General features: G+C 62.5%; 14 protein-coding genes and 1 pseudogene. 8 read left to right on the top strand and 7 right to left on the bottom strand.

The annotated features are described in order from the left end of the window. Positions 1 to 29 precede the first annotated feature (29 nt). The 3 genes from LGH82_RS30460 to LGH82_RS30450 are packed head-to-tail and all read left to right on the top strand — an operon-like array spanning position 30 to position 2,708. Complete coding sequence (locus tag LGH82_RS30460) at positions 30 to 1,868, top strand: PAS domain S-box protein (protein WP_227346221.1); 1,839 nt, start codon at positions 30 to 32, stop codon at positions 1,866 to 1,868. Beyond that, positions 1,784 to 2,383, top strand: coding sequence for a sensor histidine kinase (locus LGH82_RS30455; protein WP_227346220.1), 600 nt, complete (start codon positions 1,784 to 1,786; stop codon positions 2,381 to 2,383). The genes LGH82_RS30460 and LGH82_RS30455 overlap by 85 nt, the downstream gene beginning before the upstream one ends. Continuing rightward, positions 2,340 to 2,708 (top strand): response regulator, encoded by a 369-nt coding sequence (locus LGH82_RS30450; protein WP_227346219.1) that lies wholly within the window; start codon positions 2,340 to 2,342, stop codon positions 2,706 to 2,708. The genes LGH82_RS30455 and LGH82_RS30450 overlap by 44 nt, the downstream gene beginning before the upstream one ends. A gap of 108 nt (positions 2,709 to 2,816) precedes the next feature. Here LGH82_RS30450 and LGH82_RS30445 read toward each other — a convergent pair whose 3' ends face one another. The 3 genes from LGH82_RS30445 to LGH82_RS30435 all read right to left on the bottom strand — a co-directional run bounded on the left by LGH82_RS30445 (position 2,817) and on the right by LGH82_RS30435 (position 4,698). Next, positions 2,817 to 3,860 (bottom strand): chemotaxis protein CheB, encoded by a 1,044-nt coding sequence (locus LGH82_RS30445; protein ID WP_227346218.1) that lies wholly within the window; start codon positions 3,858 to 3,860, stop codon positions 2,817 to 2,819. A gap of 129 nt (positions 3,861 to 3,989) precedes the next feature. Beyond that, a complete protein-coding gene (locus LGH82_RS30440; RefSeq protein ID WP_227346217.1) occupies positions 3,990 to 4,151 on the bottom strand; it encodes a hypothetical protein in 162 nt (53 codons plus the stop codon). A gap of 49 nt (positions 4,152 to 4,200) precedes the next feature. Continuing rightward, entirely contained in the window at positions 4,201 to 4,698 is a 498-nt protein-coding gene (locus LGH82_RS30435; RefSeq protein ID WP_227346216.1) for a ferritin-like domain-containing protein, read from the bottom strand. A 267-nt stretch (positions 4,699 to 4,965) separates the two neighbouring features. On the opposite strand from LGH82_RS30435, the gene LGH82_RS30430 reads away from it, so the two are divergent. After that, a complete protein-coding gene (locus LGH82_RS30430; RefSeq protein WP_227346215.1) occupies positions 4,966 to 7,077 on the top strand; it encodes a catalase in 2,112 nt (703 codons plus the stop codon). A gap of 3 nt (positions 7,078 to 7,080) precedes the next feature. Here the strand turns inward: LGH82_RS30430 and LGH82_RS30425 are convergent, their stop codons facing one another. Continuing rightward, on the bottom strand, positions 7,081 to 8,244 hold the full coding sequence (locus tag LGH82_RS30425; RefSeq protein WP_227349731.1) for an alpha/beta hydrolase family esterase: 1,164 nt from the start codon (positions 8,242 to 8,244) through the stop codon (positions 7,081 to 7,083). Positions 8,245 to 8,391: 147 nt separating this feature from the next. Then, positions 8,392 to 9,129, bottom strand: a complete 738-nt coding sequence (locus LGH82_RS30420) for a 2OG-Fe(II) oxygenase (protein WP_227346214.1) — start codon at positions 9,127 to 9,129, stop codon at positions 8,392 to 8,394. A 270-nt stretch (positions 9,130 to 9,399) separates the two neighbouring features. On the opposite strand from LGH82_RS30420, the gene LGH82_RS30415 reads away from it, so the two are divergent. Genes LGH82_RS30415 through LGH82_RS30405 form a run of 3 tightly spaced genes read left to right on the top strand, consistent with a single transcriptional unit; the run spans position 9,400 to position 13,482 of the window. Then, positions 9,400 to 9,852 (top strand): (2Fe-2S)-binding protein, encoded by a 453-nt coding sequence (locus tag LGH82_RS30415; protein WP_227346213.1) that lies wholly within the window; start codon positions 9,400 to 9,402, stop codon positions 9,850 to 9,852. A 19-nt stretch (positions 9,853 to 9,871) separates the two neighbouring features. After that, positions 9,872 to 12,175, top strand: a complete 2,304-nt coding sequence (locus LGH82_RS30410) for a xanthine dehydrogenase family protein molybdopterin-binding subunit (protein WP_227346212.1) — start codon at positions 9,872 to 9,874, stop codon at positions 12,173 to 12,175. Positions 12,176 to 12,177: 2 nt separating this feature from the next. After that, positions 12,178 to 13,482 carry a c-type cytochrome gene (locus LGH82_RS30405; protein WP_227346211.1) on the top strand — a complete coding sequence of 435 codons (1,305 nt, stop codon included), beginning with the start codon at positions 12,178 to 12,180 and terminating at the stop codon, positions 13,480 to 13,482. Positions 13,483 to 13,533: 51 nt separating this feature from the next. Here the strand turns inward: LGH82_RS30405 and LGH82_RS30400 are convergent. Next, positions 13,534 to 13,653 (bottom strand): annotated as a pseudogene (locus LGH82_RS30400) (MGMT family protein); the annotation flags it as partial. A gap of 48 nt (positions 13,654 to 13,701) precedes the next feature. On the opposite strand from LGH82_RS30400, the gene LGH82_RS30395 reads away from it, so the two are divergent. Further along, positions 13,702 to 14,852, top strand: a protein-coding gene (locus LGH82_RS30395) for an IS3 family transposase (protein WP_413771365.1) whose coding sequence is annotated in 2 segments (ribosomal slippage) — positions 13,702 to 13,966 and positions 13,966 to 14,852 — 1,152 coding nt in all. Because the reading frame shifts where the segments join, the coding sequence is not laid out codon by codon here. 17 nt (positions 14,853 to 14,869) lie between these two features. On the opposite strand, the gene LGH82_RS30390 is transcribed toward LGH82_RS30395, so the two are convergent. Then, positions 14,870 to 15,373, bottom strand: a complete 504-nt coding sequence (locus LGH82_RS30390; RefSeq protein ID WP_319799903.1) for a methylated-DNA--[protein]-cysteine S-methyltransferase — start codon at positions 15,371 to 15,373, stop codon at positions 14,870 to 14,872. Positions 15,374 to 15,387 lie beyond the last annotated feature (14 nt).

The raw sequence follows: 15,387 nt of genomic DNA, 5'->3' as shown, positions 1-15,387 counted from the left end.
CGGCTGGCGAACGCGCGCTGCTGGATGAATTGAAGGCCTCGCGCGCCGAATTGCGGACCACCATTGAACAGATGGAAACGACCAACGAGGAATTGAAGGCCTCGAATGAAGAAGCCACCTCGATGAACGAGGAGCTTCAATCCACGAATGAGGAACTGGAGACGTCGAAGGAGGAGTTGCAGTCGTTCAATGAGGAGTTGAACACCGTCAACAGCCAGCTTCAGCACAAGATCGGCGAACTGGAGCACGCCACCAACGATCTGAACAATCTGCTGGCCGGGTCCGATACGGCAACCCTCTTTCTCGACACCCATTTCCGCGTCAAATGGTTTTCCCCCGCCACCAAAGCGCAGTTCGACCTCGTGTCATCCGACATAGGACGCCCTATCGGCCACTTCGCTCGAAAGTTTTCCGACAAGGAGCTTTTGACGGATGCTGAAACGGTGCTGAGGAAACTCACCACCATCGAAGCCGAAGTCCCCAGCGACTCCGGCCGCTGGTATCTGCGGCGCATGCTTCCCTATCGCACGCTGGACAACCACATAGCCGGCGTTGTCATTGCCTTCAGCGACATCACCGCGCAGAAACAGGCCGCCGACGCGGTCAATGAGGCGCGCATCTATGCTGAAGCCATTGTCCAGACGGTAAGGCAGCCACTTCTGGTTCTCGACGGGGATCTGCGCGTTCAGTCCGCCAACAGTGCTTTCTACAATCTGTTCAAGGTTGCGAAGAACGAGGCCGAAGGCCGTTTGATCTACGAAATTGGAAGCAGTCAATGGAACATACCGGCGCTGCGAACGCTGCTCGAGGCGGTTATTCCCAAGGACGAGCAAGTCACGGATTTCGAGATCGAGCACGACTATCGTGACATCGGATCGCGATCCCTGTTGTTCAATGCGCGCCGGCTGGCGCGCAACGGTGGCCGCGACAATTTGATCCTGCTGTCCATCGAGGACGCCACGGAGCACAGGCGCAGTGAAGCCGCGCTCCGCGAGAGCGAAACCCAATACCGGGCTCTTTTCGATTCGATCGACGAGGGGTTCTGCATCATCGAGAGGACCGACACCCAGCCGGGCACGCCAATCGATTTTCGATATATCGAGGCCAATCCTGCCTTCGAAAGTCAAAGTGGCATCGCCGATGTTGTGGGCAAAACCATCCGGGACGTCGTTCCGGGAGAATCGGAAGAATGGCTCAAGACCTATGATGCTGTCTTGAAAAGTGGGGAGCCAATCCGGTTCGAGCGCGGTCTCATAACGAACGGACGCGTATTGGAGCTCTATGCGTTTCCCCTTGAGGGTATCCGGCGGCGACGGCTTGCGGTCATCTTCCAGGACATCACCGCACGCAAGCGTGCGGAGGCGGCAGGCGAGCAGCTGGCAGCGATCGTCGGTTCCTCCGATGACGCGATCATAAGCAAGAACACCGATGGCATCATCGCCAGCTGGAACAAGGCCGCGGAGCGGCTCTTCGGTTACACGGCCGATGAGATCATCGGCAAATCCATCATGCTGCTGATCCCCACCGACCGACACGAGGAGGAAGTGGATATTCTCGAAAGCATCCGTCGCGACGAGCACATTGACCATTTCGAGACCATTCGCCTGCGCAAGGACGGCAGCCACGTCTGGGTGTCGTTGAGCGTATCGCCGCTCAAGGACGCCGAAGGCAAGATCATCGGCGCGTCGAAGATCGCGCGGGACATGACCGAGCGCAGGCGCGCCGACGAGCACCGAAAGATCATGGTCGGCGAACTCAACCACCGTGTCAAAACACGCTGGCGGTGGTGCAGTCGATCGCATCACAGACACTTGGTCATGCGGCGACGATCGAGGAAGCGCGCCAAGCCTTCGGCTCGCGATTGCTGAACCTGGCGCAGGCGCACGACGTGCTGACCCGTGAAAGCTGGGCGGGCGCCGACCTCACCGAGATCATCCTCGATACGGTCAAGCCGCATGCCGGCGGGGAAAATCGCTTCCGTATCGATGGACCGCACGTGAAGCTTTCGCCCGGTGCGGCACTCGCCGTCTCGATGGCGCTGCACGAACTATCCACCAACGCGGCGAAATATGGCGCGCTGTCGCGCGATGAGGGGCACGTTGTCATTGTGTGGCACCTGCCGGGGAGCGGCGCTGATCGGCGCTTGAATCTCAGCTGGACCGAAAGCGGTGGCCCAGCCGTGGTTACTCCGAAAAGCAAGGGTTTTGGGTCGCGGCTGATCGAACGAGCACTCGCGTCGGAACTTGGTGGCGAGGTCCGCGTTTCATATGGATCGTCCGGTGTTGTGTGCACGATAGATGCGCCGTTGCCCGAGCGAACAGAACAGGCGGGGAAACCGGGTGCCGAACCACACAGCCAGAAGAATCCTGATCGTCGAAGATGAATTCCTGCTCGCCATGGACCTTGAATATTTGTTGGCGGGAATGGGACACACAGTGGTGGGCCTGGCCACTCGCGTGCCGACAGCGGTGGAACTTGCCCTGCGAGCCGACATCGACTTCGCGATTCTCGACCTCAATTTGGCGGGAATACAAACGTTCCCTGTCGCCGACATCCTGAGACAACGGGGCATCCCTTTTATCTTCGCAACGGGCTACGGCTCGGCAGGGCTGGTGGACGGATACCGTGATGAGCCAACACTGCAGAAGCCGTATCAACCGGAAGAACTGCAGCGACTGATCGCGGAGGCTGCCTGGATTAGAGCATGATCCCGAAAAGTGGGAACCGGTTTTATCGGACAAACGGTCTCCCGGTTTGTCCAGAGATCATGATCAAACAACAAGATAGAGCCGCATCCCGATTCCATCGGGATGGAGCTAGTTTTCGATAGCGTTATCGCTGACAGCCCGGTCTCGACCATTCCCAACCGGCGCAATTCCAGAGGACTCCGGCGTGATCCAGTCCTGCTCAACGAGGTCGCGGAGCTTGTAGGCCCGATCCATCGCCTGCTTGCTAGCCGCATGCCACTCGGCGGCGGCGACAGGTTCAGCGGTACGGATATGTTCGGCCATCTGCAGGCAGAATTCGGCTCGCTCATTGAGGAACCTCACCGCGGCGCGCATGACCTTTTCCATCTCTTCAAATTGTGCGGCCGCCATGACCTCGGCGGTGTAGGTGTGCCCGATGTGGCAGTCGAATTTGACGATTGACCCAACCACCCGTCTCTTTAGAGCTCCGCCGCATTCCGGACAGGTGACGGTCAGCGGCCGCTCGAATCTGTTGCCGTTGATTTTCTCGGGCTCCGCCCCGGCATTCTGTTGTGAAGGGGAGATTGGCATGGCCGCTGCCTTTCTGTCTGATCCGTTGACCAATTCAACAAGCAACTTCGGGATAGCCGTCAGTGGTAGGCAATAATCCGGCCTGACATGGGCGGCGGCGCTTCTCGGCATGTCAGGATGGGCCGCGTCTTCGGGATCCTGCACGATGGCGACGCCGCCCCGCAGTTTTATCTCCAGGAGGCCGAGCGTCCCATCGTTCAGATTGCCCGTCAGGATAACGCCCGCGGCCTTCGCACCATAGTTTGCGGCAACGCTGCGGAATAGCGGATCGATGGCCGGCCGGGAGCAGTTTTCCTTTGGGCCTCGCGAGAGGTGCAATCTACCGTCGTTGACTGTCAGATGGCGATCGGGCGGTGCAAGGTAGATGTGGCCTGGAACTATCGTTTCGCCGTCCTCGGCGTGCTTAGCCGGCATCGACCCAGCCGCGGTCAAAAGCGCCGGCAACTCGCTTTTGTGGGCGCCGATATGTTGGACGACCAAAATAGCCGCCGGAAAATCCGCCGGCAGTGCGCCTGCCAGCAGACGCAGCGCGCTTACGCCCCCTGCGGAAGCACCGATGACGACTATCGAAGTGCGTGCCATTGGAAACCTGTGAACTCGGGGCCTAGCTTCCTGTCTCGATCATTTGTTTGGATTTCGCCTACACCTTGTCCGTGCGGCGCGGGTTGCTCGCTCGTCTCGATCATTGTCGATTCGAAACTGGTTCAGTCGTCAACCTTCATTCTTGGTTTTCCGGGCTTCCTGCTCGCCCTTGGCCTTGCCATGCTCCTTGGCGAGTTCCTTGGCCTGCCGTGGCGAGACGTCGGTTTGCTCGGCTATACGCAAAGCCTCCTGGTCGGAAATGCGATGGTCTTTCGATGGGGTATTTGCCATTGAAACCTCCAAAAGGGGCCCGCCGAACGCCGGCGGGCCTCCTGTTCGCTCAGGCTGCTTCCGCTTGCTGGTTGACGACTGTCATGGCGATGCCCGTCAGGGCTTCATCGGTCGCCTTTTCTTCCTTCAACGTCGCGTCAAGCAGCGCCACCGCGTCCTTCAGGCCAAGCTCGTTGGCCCATGTGCGCATCGTGCCGTAGCGTGAAATCTCATAGTGCTCGACCGCCTGCGCGGCTGCCAGAAGCCCGGCGTCGAGCGCTGGCGACCCCTTGTATTCTTCCATGATTTCCGCGCCCTCGTCGGTGATGCCGACGATCGCCGCGCAGGTCTTGGCCTGCGGCTTCTTGTCGATGATGGCGAACACTTTCTCGAGGCGGGCGACGTGCCCCTGGGTTTCGGTGCGATGCTTCTCGAAGGCGGCCTTCAAGTCGGCACTCTGGGCCGCCTTGGCCATCTTGGGCAAGGTTGCGAGTATCTTCTTCTCGGCAAAATAGATGTCTTTCAGCGTGTCATGAAAAAGGTCTGCGAGCATTTTCTGTCTGGCCATTGTGTTCTCCTGTGGGACTTACCCTCGCAGGGACAATGAGCGGTCCAGTGAATTGTTCCGCGCCATCACCAGGCGTCGTTTAGCGAGCGTCCTTAGTTGCTGAAAGACGCGGTCGTCTCCTCGTGCGGCGGCTGGCAAGGTCTGATTTCGCAGGGCTTTGAGACATCGCCAAAGCCCGGCCAATACCCCATGACATGTCGGAACCTCATGGCCTGGCGGACATTGTGGCTGAGATCGTCATCTCCAAAACCCGGAAAGGAACAAGCCATGGCCAAGTCTCCAAGCCGAAATGCCGGCAGCCAAGCCGTCATTCATGACCAGAAACTGGTTCGAGGCGAAGGAGGCGAATTGCACCAACATGCCGGCGGATCCACCCCTGTGCTGACGACCGCGCAGGGCGGCCCGGTTTCCGATGATCAGAATTCGCTGAAGATCGGCGCGCGTGGCCCGACCGTGCTGGAGGATTTCCATTTCCGCGAAAAGATCTTTCATTTCGATCACGAACGCATTCCCGAGCGCGTCGTGCATGCGCGCGGCTACGGTGCACACGGCTATTTCGAAACCTACCAGCCGCTGTCCAAATACACGCGCGCCGACATCTTCCAGCGCGCCGGCGAGAAGACGCCGGCCTTCGTCCGCTTCTCCACCGTGGCCGGCAACAAGGGCTCGGCCGACCTGGCGCGCGATGTGCGGGGGTTTGCCGTCAAGCTCTACACAAAGGAAGGCAACTGGGACATCGTCGGCAACAACATGCCGGTGTTCTTCATCCAGGACGCAATCAAGTTTCCCGACCTCATCCATTCCGTAAAGGAAGAGCCCGATCGCGGCTTCCCGCAAGCACAATCAGCGCATGACAATTTCTGGGATTTCATCTCGCTGACCCCCGAGAGCATGCACATGATCATGTGGGTCATGTCCGACCGGGCCATCCCGCGTTCCCTGCGCTTCATGGAAGGGTTCGGCGTCCACACATTCCGCATGATCAACGCCAAGGATGAATCCACCTTCGTGAAATTCCACTGGAAGCCCAAGCTCGGCATGCAGTCCGTCGCCTGGAACGAGGCGGTGAAGATCAACGGCGCCGATCCTGACTTCCATCGCCGCGACCTGTGGGAAGCGATCCAGGCCGGCAATTTCCCGGAATGGGAACTGCAGGTGCAACTGTTCGACCAGGCGTTCGCCGACAGTTTTGATTTCGACGTCCTCGACGCCACCAAGCTGATCCCCGAGGAAATCCTGAAGCCGGTCCCGGTCGGCCGCCTCGTGCTCGACCGCATGCCCGACAATGTCTTCGCCGAGACCGAGCAGGTCGCGTTCATGACCCAGAACGTGCCGCCAGGGATCGATTTCTCCAACGACCCGCTGCTTCAGGGCCGGAATTTCTCATACCTCGACACGCAGATAAAGCGGCTGGGCGGGCCGAACTTCACGCATATCCCGATCAACGCGCCAAAGTGCCCGTTCCACAATTTCCAGCAGGATGGCCATATGGCCATGCGCAATCCCGTAGGCCGCGTGAACTACCAACCCAACTCCTTCGGCGAAGGCCCAAGGGAATCGCCGCAGCGCGGCTTCCGCTCGTTTGCCGAGGCAGAGCAAGGCCAGAAGCAGCGCATCCGCGCCGAGAGCCTTGCCGATCATTACAGCCAGGCACGGCAGTTCTACATCAGCCAGACGCCGCCGGAGCAAGGCCATATCGCCGATGCGCTGACCTTCGAGCTCAGCAAGGTGCAGACACCGGTCATCCGCGAACGGATGGTGTCTCACCTGCTCAACATCGACGATGGCCTGGCGGCCAAGGTCAGCGACGGTCTTGGGCTGAAGGCGATGCCCAAGCCCGCCGATGCCGCCGTCGCCACCCGGCAGGATTTGGCCGAAGCGCCGTCGCTCAGCATACTGGCGAAGGGGCCGGAGCGGTTCGAGGGCCGCAAGCTCGGCATCCTCGTCACCGACGGCACCGATGCGGCGCTGCTCAAGGCGTTGACCGGAGCGCTGACAAAGGCCGGAGCCAGTTTCGAGATCATCGCCCCCAAGGTCGGCGGCGCCAAGGCCAGCGACGGCAGCCTGATCGAGGCGCACCAGATGATCGGCGGCGGTCCGTCGGTGCTCTATGACGCGGTTGCATTGCTGCCCGCTACAAGCGCCGTGCCAGGACTGGTGAAGGAAGCGACCGCGCGCGATTTCGTGGCCGACGCTTTCGCCCATTGCAAGTTCATCGGCTATGTCGATGCCGCCATGCCGCTGCTGGAAAAGGCTGGCATCGCCGGCATGCTCGACGATGGTTTTGCGCACCTCTCCGGCCCCAAGGACACGGCCGAATTTCTGACGAAGTTGGGCGCGCTGCGTTTCTGGGCGCGCGAGCCGAAGGTGAAGATGTAGCGGCTAGCGCATCAAGCCTGCCGCACGCAAGGCATCCTCGATGACCTTGGTTATGCCGGCGGACGAACCGCGTGCCTCAGGCCGCTGTTCGTCCGTCGGGTCCAGGCGGACCGCGCGCGGCTTTTCCTTCGAGCTGTAGGCTCGAATAGCCGTGCCGGACGCGGGCACTGCCGAGGCGGCGTCTGTTTGCGCCGGGCGACGTGCGCCGGCTTTCGCAATACCCCAGAAGCTGGCGATATGATGTGTGGAGGATATCCCCACATCCAGCATGAATGGCCCTGCCCGACCTATTCCGTCATCGCCATTCGTCTTCAATGGCGTGCCATGGCCCATGCCGACAATGCTATAGCGCTCGACCACTTCGCGGCCATCGGCGTCGCACCAGACCTGCCGCTTCTGTCCGTCGACGGTTTCCACGCGTGTGGGCTTGGCGCCCAGGCCATGCACCCCTTGCCATTGAGCGAGGATTGCATCCGCGTTGGACGGCACGACGGTCGTGTCGGCCGAGCCCTGCCAGACCGAAATCCTCGGCCAGGAACCCTTGTGCGGCGAGGCCTCGCGCAAGCGCATCTGCAGTTCGGCTATCGACTGACCGCCATGGCCGCGCATGCGGTCGAACGCCTCGGGGATCGTGGAAGCGCTGCCATAGGCAAGTCCGGCGATTATTGCGCCGCCGGTGAACACTTCCGGATAGGCAGCCAGCATCGCCGTCGCCATGGCGCCGCCCGCCGACAGGCCGGTGATGTAGATTCGCTTGCGGTCGAGACCATGGGCGACGACCACGGCTTCGATCATCTGGCGGATGGAAAGCGCTTCGCCGCTGTCACGGCTGATATCTCCGGGCACGAACCAGTTGAAGCAGAGATTGGCATTGTTGGCGCGTTGCTGCTCGGGAAACAGGACCGCGAAACCCTCCTGGTCCGCGAGCTGTGACCATCCGGAACCATGATCGTAAGCGGCCGCGCTCTGAGTGCAGCCATGCAGCACGACGACGAGTGCCGCATTCCCGGGAATATTCCCGGGAATGTAGGCGCGTGCACGCAAGGCGCCGGGATTGGAGCCGAATCCGGTCACGTCCGACAAACGGTCTGGATAATTGGAGTGCGAAGCACCCTGCCGGCCGCTCATCGCGCTCAGGCGAGCGATCGTGTCTGATATGTTTCGCAACTCGGTACCCTTGCCGCCGGAATGGCGGATGTCCGCGCACAACGCACTTGCAGCAATATCGTTGCTGCACCGCACAATAACAAGCCGTGGCGTACCTGGAGTCGTGCGACGGCCCCTTGCCGGACCCGCTACTTCGCGTCGTGCCCACTACTTCGCATCGTGAAAAATAATCCCCACAGTATGCCGCATGCCCGATCGCAGGCGGCTGACGCCGTGCCGCAAATTCACCCGATAATTGCCCTTCGTGCCCTGCACCGGGCGGTTGTGGACGGCGAAGACCACGGCATCGCCCTGCCTGAGCGGCACCACCTCGACCCGGCTCTGCATGCGCGGGCGCTGCTCCGTCAGCACGAACTCGCCGCCGGTGAAATCCTCGCCCGGCTCCGACAGCAGGATCGCCACCTGCAGCGGAAAGGCGAGATCGCCATAGAGGTCCTGGTGCAGGCAGTTGAAGTCGCCGGGCACGTATTGCAGCAAAAGCGGCGTCGGCCTTGTCTGGCCCTGGTCGCGGCATTGTTTCAGGAGCGCGGCGTGCTCGGCTGGATAGCGCTGGGCCTGCCCCATGCGCTCGTTCCACTCATTGGCGACCGAAGCGAGACGAGGATAGAGCGCGCTGCGCAGGCTCCCGATCAGGTCGGGAAGCGGATAGCGGAAATAGCGATACTCGCCCTTGCCGAAGCCGTGCCGGGCCATGTGGATATGGCTGCGGAAATGGCCTTCCTCCGGATAGAGGCCGGCGATCTGCCGGCACTCGTCAGGTGACAGGAGTTTTTCCATCACCGCGCAGCCATGGCCGCTCAATTCGCTACCCAGAGCCGCCCAGTCATATCGGGCGACACGGTCCTCGGTCAGCCGGGCAGCGACATTTATCGAATGGATGGTCATGGCCTTGCCTCCTGCGGTTTTTCCAACTTGAGCGTCGTCGAAACGGCGCCGGCAAGCCACCCGTTTCCTGCGTGAGTGGCGCAGACCGGGAGGCCGATGCCGACGCCGGGCTTGCCCAGGCTATCACCGGCCGGATTGTTCCCAGATTTTCCTACGGAAAAGACACAGCCTCCCTTGCCGCCGTCGGAACACATTCCATTTGATTGGACACATCGCGCGAGCCGATGCCAATTGTGCACGCGGGGGATGTGGACAAGCGAGGATCGGCCGATGATTGCGCTGAACGTGAATGGCCAGGACCGCAACGTCGATGTTCCCGACGACATGCCGCTGCTGTGGGTGTTGCGAGACGTCATCGGCCTGACCGGCACCAAGTTCGGCTGCGGTATCGCTCAGTGCGGCGCCTGCACGGTGCAGCTTGACGGGCAACCCGTCCGCTCCTGCGTCCTGCCTGTCGCTTCGGTCGGTTCACGGCATGTCACCACCGTCGAGGCGATCGGCGCGACGCCCTCTGGCAAGAAAGTGCAGCAGGCCTGGCTCGACCTCGAAGTGATCCAGTGCGGCTATTGCCAGTCCGGGCAGATCATGTCCGCCTCGGCGCTTCTCGACCGCACGCCCGATCCGAGCGACAGCGACATCGACGCGGCCATGTCCGGCAACATCTGCCGATGCGGCACCTACACGCGGATCCGAGCGGCGATAAAACAGGCCGCCAAGGCCTGAGGAACGGGAGACAGCCAGCATGAGCAAGCCATTCTCCCCCTCCCCGACCTCTCCAGCGAAACCAGGCCGCTCGCGCCGGGCCTTCCTGCAAGGCAGCGGCCTTCTTCTGGGCTTCGCCATGCTTGGCGCCGGCATCAGGCCGGTGCTTGCCTCGACCGACCCTGTCGAGGGCGACGTCTCCGCCGCCTTCGCACCCGATGCCTTCATCCGCATCGGCAGCGACGGCAAGATCACCTTCATCCTGCCCAACATCGAAATGGGACAGGGCACGCATACCGGCGAGGCCACGCTGATCGCCGAGGAACTGGAAGTCGGTCTCGATCAGGTGAGCGTCGTCGACGCACCGCCCAACGACAAGCTCTATGCCACCGCCGCTCTTGGCGGCCAGGCGACGGGCGGCTCCACCTCGATGCGTGCCACCTGGGAGTCGCTGCGCAAGGCCGGCGCCACGGCGCGCATGATGCTGGTTGCTGCAGCGGCCGCGCAATGGTCGGTTCCAGCATCGGAATGCGTGGCCAAACTGGGTGTTGTCACGCACCAGCCGACCGGCAGGCAGCTTGCCTATCGCGCACTCGCCGATGCGGCGGGCAAGCAGCCGGTACCCAGCGACGTAAAACTCAAGGATCCCAAGGATTTCGAACTGATCGGCAAGTCGCTGCGCAGGGTGGACACGGCGGGCAAGGTCAATGGCGCGGTGATCTACGGCATCGACGTGCGCGTGCCCGGCATGAAGGTGGCGACCGTATCCGCCTGCCCAGTCCTTGGCGGCACGCTGCGGGATGTCGACGAGAAGGCCGCGCGCGCCATTCCCGGCGTGCGCGATATTGTCCGGCTGCCCAACGCCGTGGCCGTCATCGGCGATCATTTCTGGGCCGCTAAGAAGGGGCTGGCGGCGCTCGACATCACCTGGAACGATGGCGCCAATGAAAAACTCGGCAGCGCCGATATCATGACAGCCCTGAAGGCCGCGTCCGAGCACAAGACGCCGATCATGGCGCGCAAGGAAGGCGACGTGGAAGGCAAGTTGAAATCGGCATCGAAGACGGTCGAGGCGGCCTATGAACTGCCGTTCCTCGCCCATGCGCCGATGGAGCCGATCAACTGCGTCGTGCATGTTCGCGCCGACGAATGCGAGATCTGGGTCGGCACGCAGGTGCCAACCCAGGCTCAGGCCGGCGCGGCACAGGTCACCGGCTTCCCGCTCGACAAGATCATCGTCCACAACCATCTGATCGGCGGCGGCTTCGGCCGCCGGCTGGTCGCTGAATCGGTTGCGCAGGCCGTGGCGATCGCCAAGCAGGTGAGCTACCCGGTCAAGGTGATCTGGACCCGCGAGGAAGACATCCAGCACGACCTCTACCGGCCCGCCTATTACGACCGGATCTCCGCCGGGCTCGGCCCGGATGGTCTGCCGGTGGTCTGGATCGACCATGTCGCCGGCGGCTCGGTGCTGGGCAACTATATTCCCGGCGGCTGGCCGGACGACAAGCTTGACGACGACGCCGTCGAGGGCGCGGTCAAGCCGCCCTATGACCTGCCGGTCATCCAGGTCGACTGGGTGCGCCAGGATCCGCCGGTGCCGATCACCTGGTGGCGCGGCGTCGGTTCCACACACAATGTCTTCGTCGTCGAAAGCTTCATGGACGAACTCGCCAACGCGGCGGGCAAGGACCCTGTCGAGTATCGCCGGGCGCTGACGAAGAACCAGCCGCGCGCGGCGGGCGTGCTGGAACTGGTGGCCGAAAAATCCGGCTGGGGCACGCCCATGCCGGTCGGCTCGGGACGCGGCATTGCCCTGCACGATGCCTTCGGCAGCTATATGGCGGCGGTTCTGGAAATCTCGGTGGCATCGACCGGCGAGATCACGCTGCACCGGGCGGTGGTGGCGGTGGATTGCGGCATCGCCATCAACCCCAACACCGTCGAGGCGCAGATCGAAGGCGGGCTCATCTTCGGCCTGTCGGCCGCGCTCTACAGCGGCATAACCTTCACCAATGGCCGCGTCGACCAGAGCAATTTTCACGACTACCGCATCCTGCGCAACAACGAGGCGCCGAAGATCGAGGTCTATCACGTCAAGAGCCTGGAATCGCCGGGCGGCATCGGCGAGACGGCTACGGTGTCGGCGGCCCCTGCCCTTGCCAATGCGATCTTCGCCGCCACGGGAAAGCGCCTGCGCAGCCTGCCCTTCGACCGCAACCAGCTGAAGAGCGACGGCGCCGACAAGACCAGCGTCTCGATGATGCCGCCGCTCAGCGTGCCTGTTCTGGCCGCGCTGGCCGTGAGCGACGAACCCGCCGAATCCAAGCCCGAGGCGGCGTAACGATGAAACGGCTGGGCCTCATCGTTCTCGCCGCCGTTGTGATCATTGTTGCTGCCGTCGCGGTATTCCTGTTCAAGCCGGCATCGCTGCCGGATGTCTCCGTGGCACAGGCGGCACTGCCCACCGGCCAGGCGCTGATCGATCGCGGTGAGTATCTGACGCGCGCCGCCGACTGCGTCGCCTGCCACACGACGGCTGGCGGCAAGCCCTATGCGGGCGGCCTCGCCTTCAAGCTGCCGTTCGGCACGCTCTACTCGCCCAACATCACGGCCGACAAGGAAACCGGCATCGGCGACTGGACCGACGCGCAGTTCGTGCGCGCCCTGCACCAGGGCATCGGCTGGCAAGGTGGCAATCTCTATCCGGCCTTCCCCTATGCCGCCTATGCGCGGATGACGACGGAGGACGCGCTGGCGATCAAGGCCTATCTGTTCAGCCTGCCCGTGGTGCACGCGGACAAGCCGAAGAACGATCTCATCTTCCCGTTCAACCAGCGTTATGTGATGCGCTTCTGGAACCTGCTGTTCGTGCCGAGCGGCCCGCTGCAACCCGATCCGCAGCAGACAGCGGACTGGAACCGTGGCGCTTATCTGGTCGAGGCCATGGCGCATTGCGGCGAATGCCACACGCCGCGCAATTTGCTCTACGCGCTCGACAGCGGCAAGAAATTCGCCGGCGCCGAACTGCAGGGCTGGAAGGCCTACAATATCAGTTCAGACAAGCGCTCGGGCATAGGCGGCTGGAGCGACGAGCAACTGGCCGACTATCTGTCCAAGGGCCATGCCGAAGGGCGCGGTTCGGCGACGGGCAGCATGGGCGAAGCGGTCGACTACAGCCTGCGCCATCTGACGCCGGAAGACATCAAGGCGATCGTCGCCTATGTGAGAACCGTGCCGCCGCAGGCAAGTTCCGACCAGGCCATCGTCGAGGCTGAACCGGCCACGCTCAAGGCGTCGACAGCCTATGCCCCCGCTCCGGACGCTGCCGCGCAAGGCGGGCTTGGCCTGAAGCTGTTCCAGGGCGCCTGCGCCAGTTGCCATGGCTGGAACGGCGAAGGGCTGCAGACGCCCTATGCCGCCTTGCACGGAAGCCGCACGGTCAACGACCCCGACGGGACCAATCTGATCCAGGTCATCCTCAAGGGGGCGCACATGACAACGGCGACGGGCACGCAGGCGATGCCCGCTTTCGCCAACGCCTATTCGGACGTCGAGATCGCGGCACTCGGCAACTACGTTCTCGGCCATTTCAGCGGCAAGCAATCGGCGATCACGCCGGCCGACGTGGCGAAGGCGCGCGCGCAATAGCATCAATCAGGCCCGGCGCCGATTGCACCGCCGTGCCTGTCGAATGCATGGTCATGCCTTGATCTCCCGTGCCGCGATCTCGCTCTCAAGCAAGGCGCGCTTGCGCTCGACGCCCCAGCGATAGCCGGACAACGTGCCGTCCTCGTGAACGACCCGATGGCACGGAATGGACTTGCCCCGAAAAAGTGGAGAGTTTCCTTCTGATGAAAGGCGACCTCGATGACGAAACAGAGACAGTTTACGGATGCGTTCAAGGCGGAGGCGGTTGGCCTTGTGCGAACGAGCGGTCGGACGAAGCGGCAGATCGCGGAGGATCTTGGTGTTGGTTTCTCGACGCTGACGCGATGGATGGGTCGGCAGCTGGATCGTGAGATGGGCGATCCTGGGCGTCCGCCTGATGCTGATGTCGCCGCTGAATTGAAACGGCTGCGGCGGGAGAATGAAATCCTTCGGCAGGAGCGGGATATCTTGAAACGGGCGACGGCTTTTTTCGTCAAGGAGGGAAGTCGGTGAGGTTCGCGCTCATCGACCAGGCGAAGAAGGATTTCCCTGTGGACCGTTTGTGCGCGACGCTGGGTGTCAGCCCGAGCGGCTACTTTGCCTGGGGGCGCCGGCCGGCGTGCCGCCGGCAGCGCGACGACATGATAATGCTGGCGCATGTGCGATCGTCGTTCGCGCTGTCGAACGGAACCTATGGTAGCCCGCGCATGACGCGGGAACTGCAAGACAATGGCTTTGCCATTGGCCGGCGACGAACGGCGCGTCTGATGCGGGAGAATGGCCTCCAGGCAAGACAGAAGCGGCGGTTCAAGCGCACGACGGACAGCGAACACGCCTTTCCGGTTGCCCCCAATGTCATCGACCAGGATTTTGCCGCCACTGGTCCCAACCAGAAATGGGGTGCCGACATCTCCTACATCTGGACGCGGGAGGGCTGGTTGTACCTTGCTGTCGTCATCGATCTGTTTGCCCGCAAGGTCGTTGGCTGGGCTGCTGGCAACCGGCTACACCGCAGCCTGGCTCTGGCAGCGCTCAACAAGGCGTTCGTCATGCGGCAGCCGGAACCCGGCCTCATTCACCACTCCGACCGCGGCAGCCAATATTGTTCTATCGACTACCAAGCCGAATTGCGTGCCGCCGGCGTCATCATCTCAATGTCAGGCAAGGGCAATTGCTTTGATAACGCCATGGTCGAAACATTCTTCAAGACGCTGAAAACTGAACTGATCTGGCGCACCTCTTTCCTTACCCGCGCCGATGCCCAAGCCGCCATTGCCCGATATATCGACGGCTTCTACAATCCCATCCGGCGGCATTCCGCGCTCGACTACATCAGCCCGATGCAGTTCGAGCGAAACGCCGCCGAATGAGCAACCCGCTCTCCACTTTACCGAAGCAAGTCCAGAATGCCCAAGGCGATCGCATTGGCCGCGCAGGCATTGGCGACCGCGCGCACCGCGCCGGGCTTGCCGATGCGCCGCGCGAGCGCGCCATAGCTGATCGTGGCGCCGATCGGGATGGTGCGCAGTTCATCCCACACGCGCCGCTGGAACGGCGTGCCCCGGCTCATGTCCAGCGGCAGATCGAGCCCCTCACTGGGATTGGCGATGAAGGTGATGGTGCTGGCCAGGTCCTGGCGAAGCCCCACCTCGTCGCGCTGAAGCCGCATGCCTGGGAAACGGCCGGCAAGGTCGAGCATCAGTTCATCGGCATCGCCGCCGATCAGGATGGCGCAGACGCCGACGGCGCCGCGGGCAACCAGGACCGCGCCGAGCGCGCTCCTTCCGATTGCGAAGGCGATCTCGTGCGAAGCGCCCGAGCGCCTTGTCGGCCGCGGCGGGTAACCAGCGATGTTCGCGGTGTTGATAGTATCGAGGTCGAGGCGTTCCATCTGCTTCACTCCTT

Origin of the sequence: Mesorhizobium sp. PAMC28654 (assembly GCF_020616515.1) — a bacterium.
Lineage (GTDB): Bacteria > Pseudomonadota > Alphaproteobacteria > Rhizobiales > Rhizobiaceae > Mesorhizobium.
Note: the sequence above shows the minus strand (reverse complement) of the source record. Positions and strands in the feature narration are given on the sequence as shown.

Excerpts from the sequence above, each read along its gene's own strand:
- LGH82_RS30440 (WP_227346217.1), bottom strand. The coding sequence starts at position 4,151 with ATGGCAAATACCCCATCGAAAGACCATCGCATTTCCGACCAGGAGGCT.
- LGH82_RS30410 (WP_227346212.1), top strand. The coding sequence starts at position 9,872 with ATGAGCAAGCCATTCTCCCCCTCCCCGACCTCTCCAGCGAAACCAGGC.
- LGH82_RS30430 (WP_227346215.1), top strand. The coding sequence starts at position 4,966 with ATGGCCAAGTCTCCAAGCCGAAATGCCGGCAGCCAAGCCGTCATTCAT.
- LGH82_RS30405 (WP_227346211.1), top strand. The coding sequence starts at position 12,178 with ATGAAACGGCTGGGCCTCATCGTTCTCGCCGCCGTTGTGATCATTGTT.
- LGH82_RS30415 (WP_227346213.1), top strand. The coding sequence starts at position 9,400 with ATGATTGCGCTGAACGTGAATGGCCAGGACCGCAACGTCGATGTTCCC.
- LGH82_RS30420 (WP_227346214.1), bottom strand. The coding sequence starts at position 9,129 with ATGACCATCCATTCGATAAATGTCGCTGCCCGGCTGACCGAGGACCGT.
- LGH82_RS30435 (WP_227346216.1), bottom strand. The coding sequence starts at position 4,698 with ATGGCCAGACAGAAAATGCTCGCAGACCTTTTTCATGACACGCTGAAA.
- LGH82_RS30390 (WP_319799903.1), bottom strand. The coding sequence starts at position 15,373 with ATGGAACGCCTCGACCTCGATACTATCAACACCGCGAACATCGCTGGT.
- LGH82_RS30445 (WP_227346218.1), bottom strand. The coding sequence starts at position 3,860 with ATGGCACGCACTTCGATAGTCGTCATCGGTGCTTCCGCAGGGGGCGTA.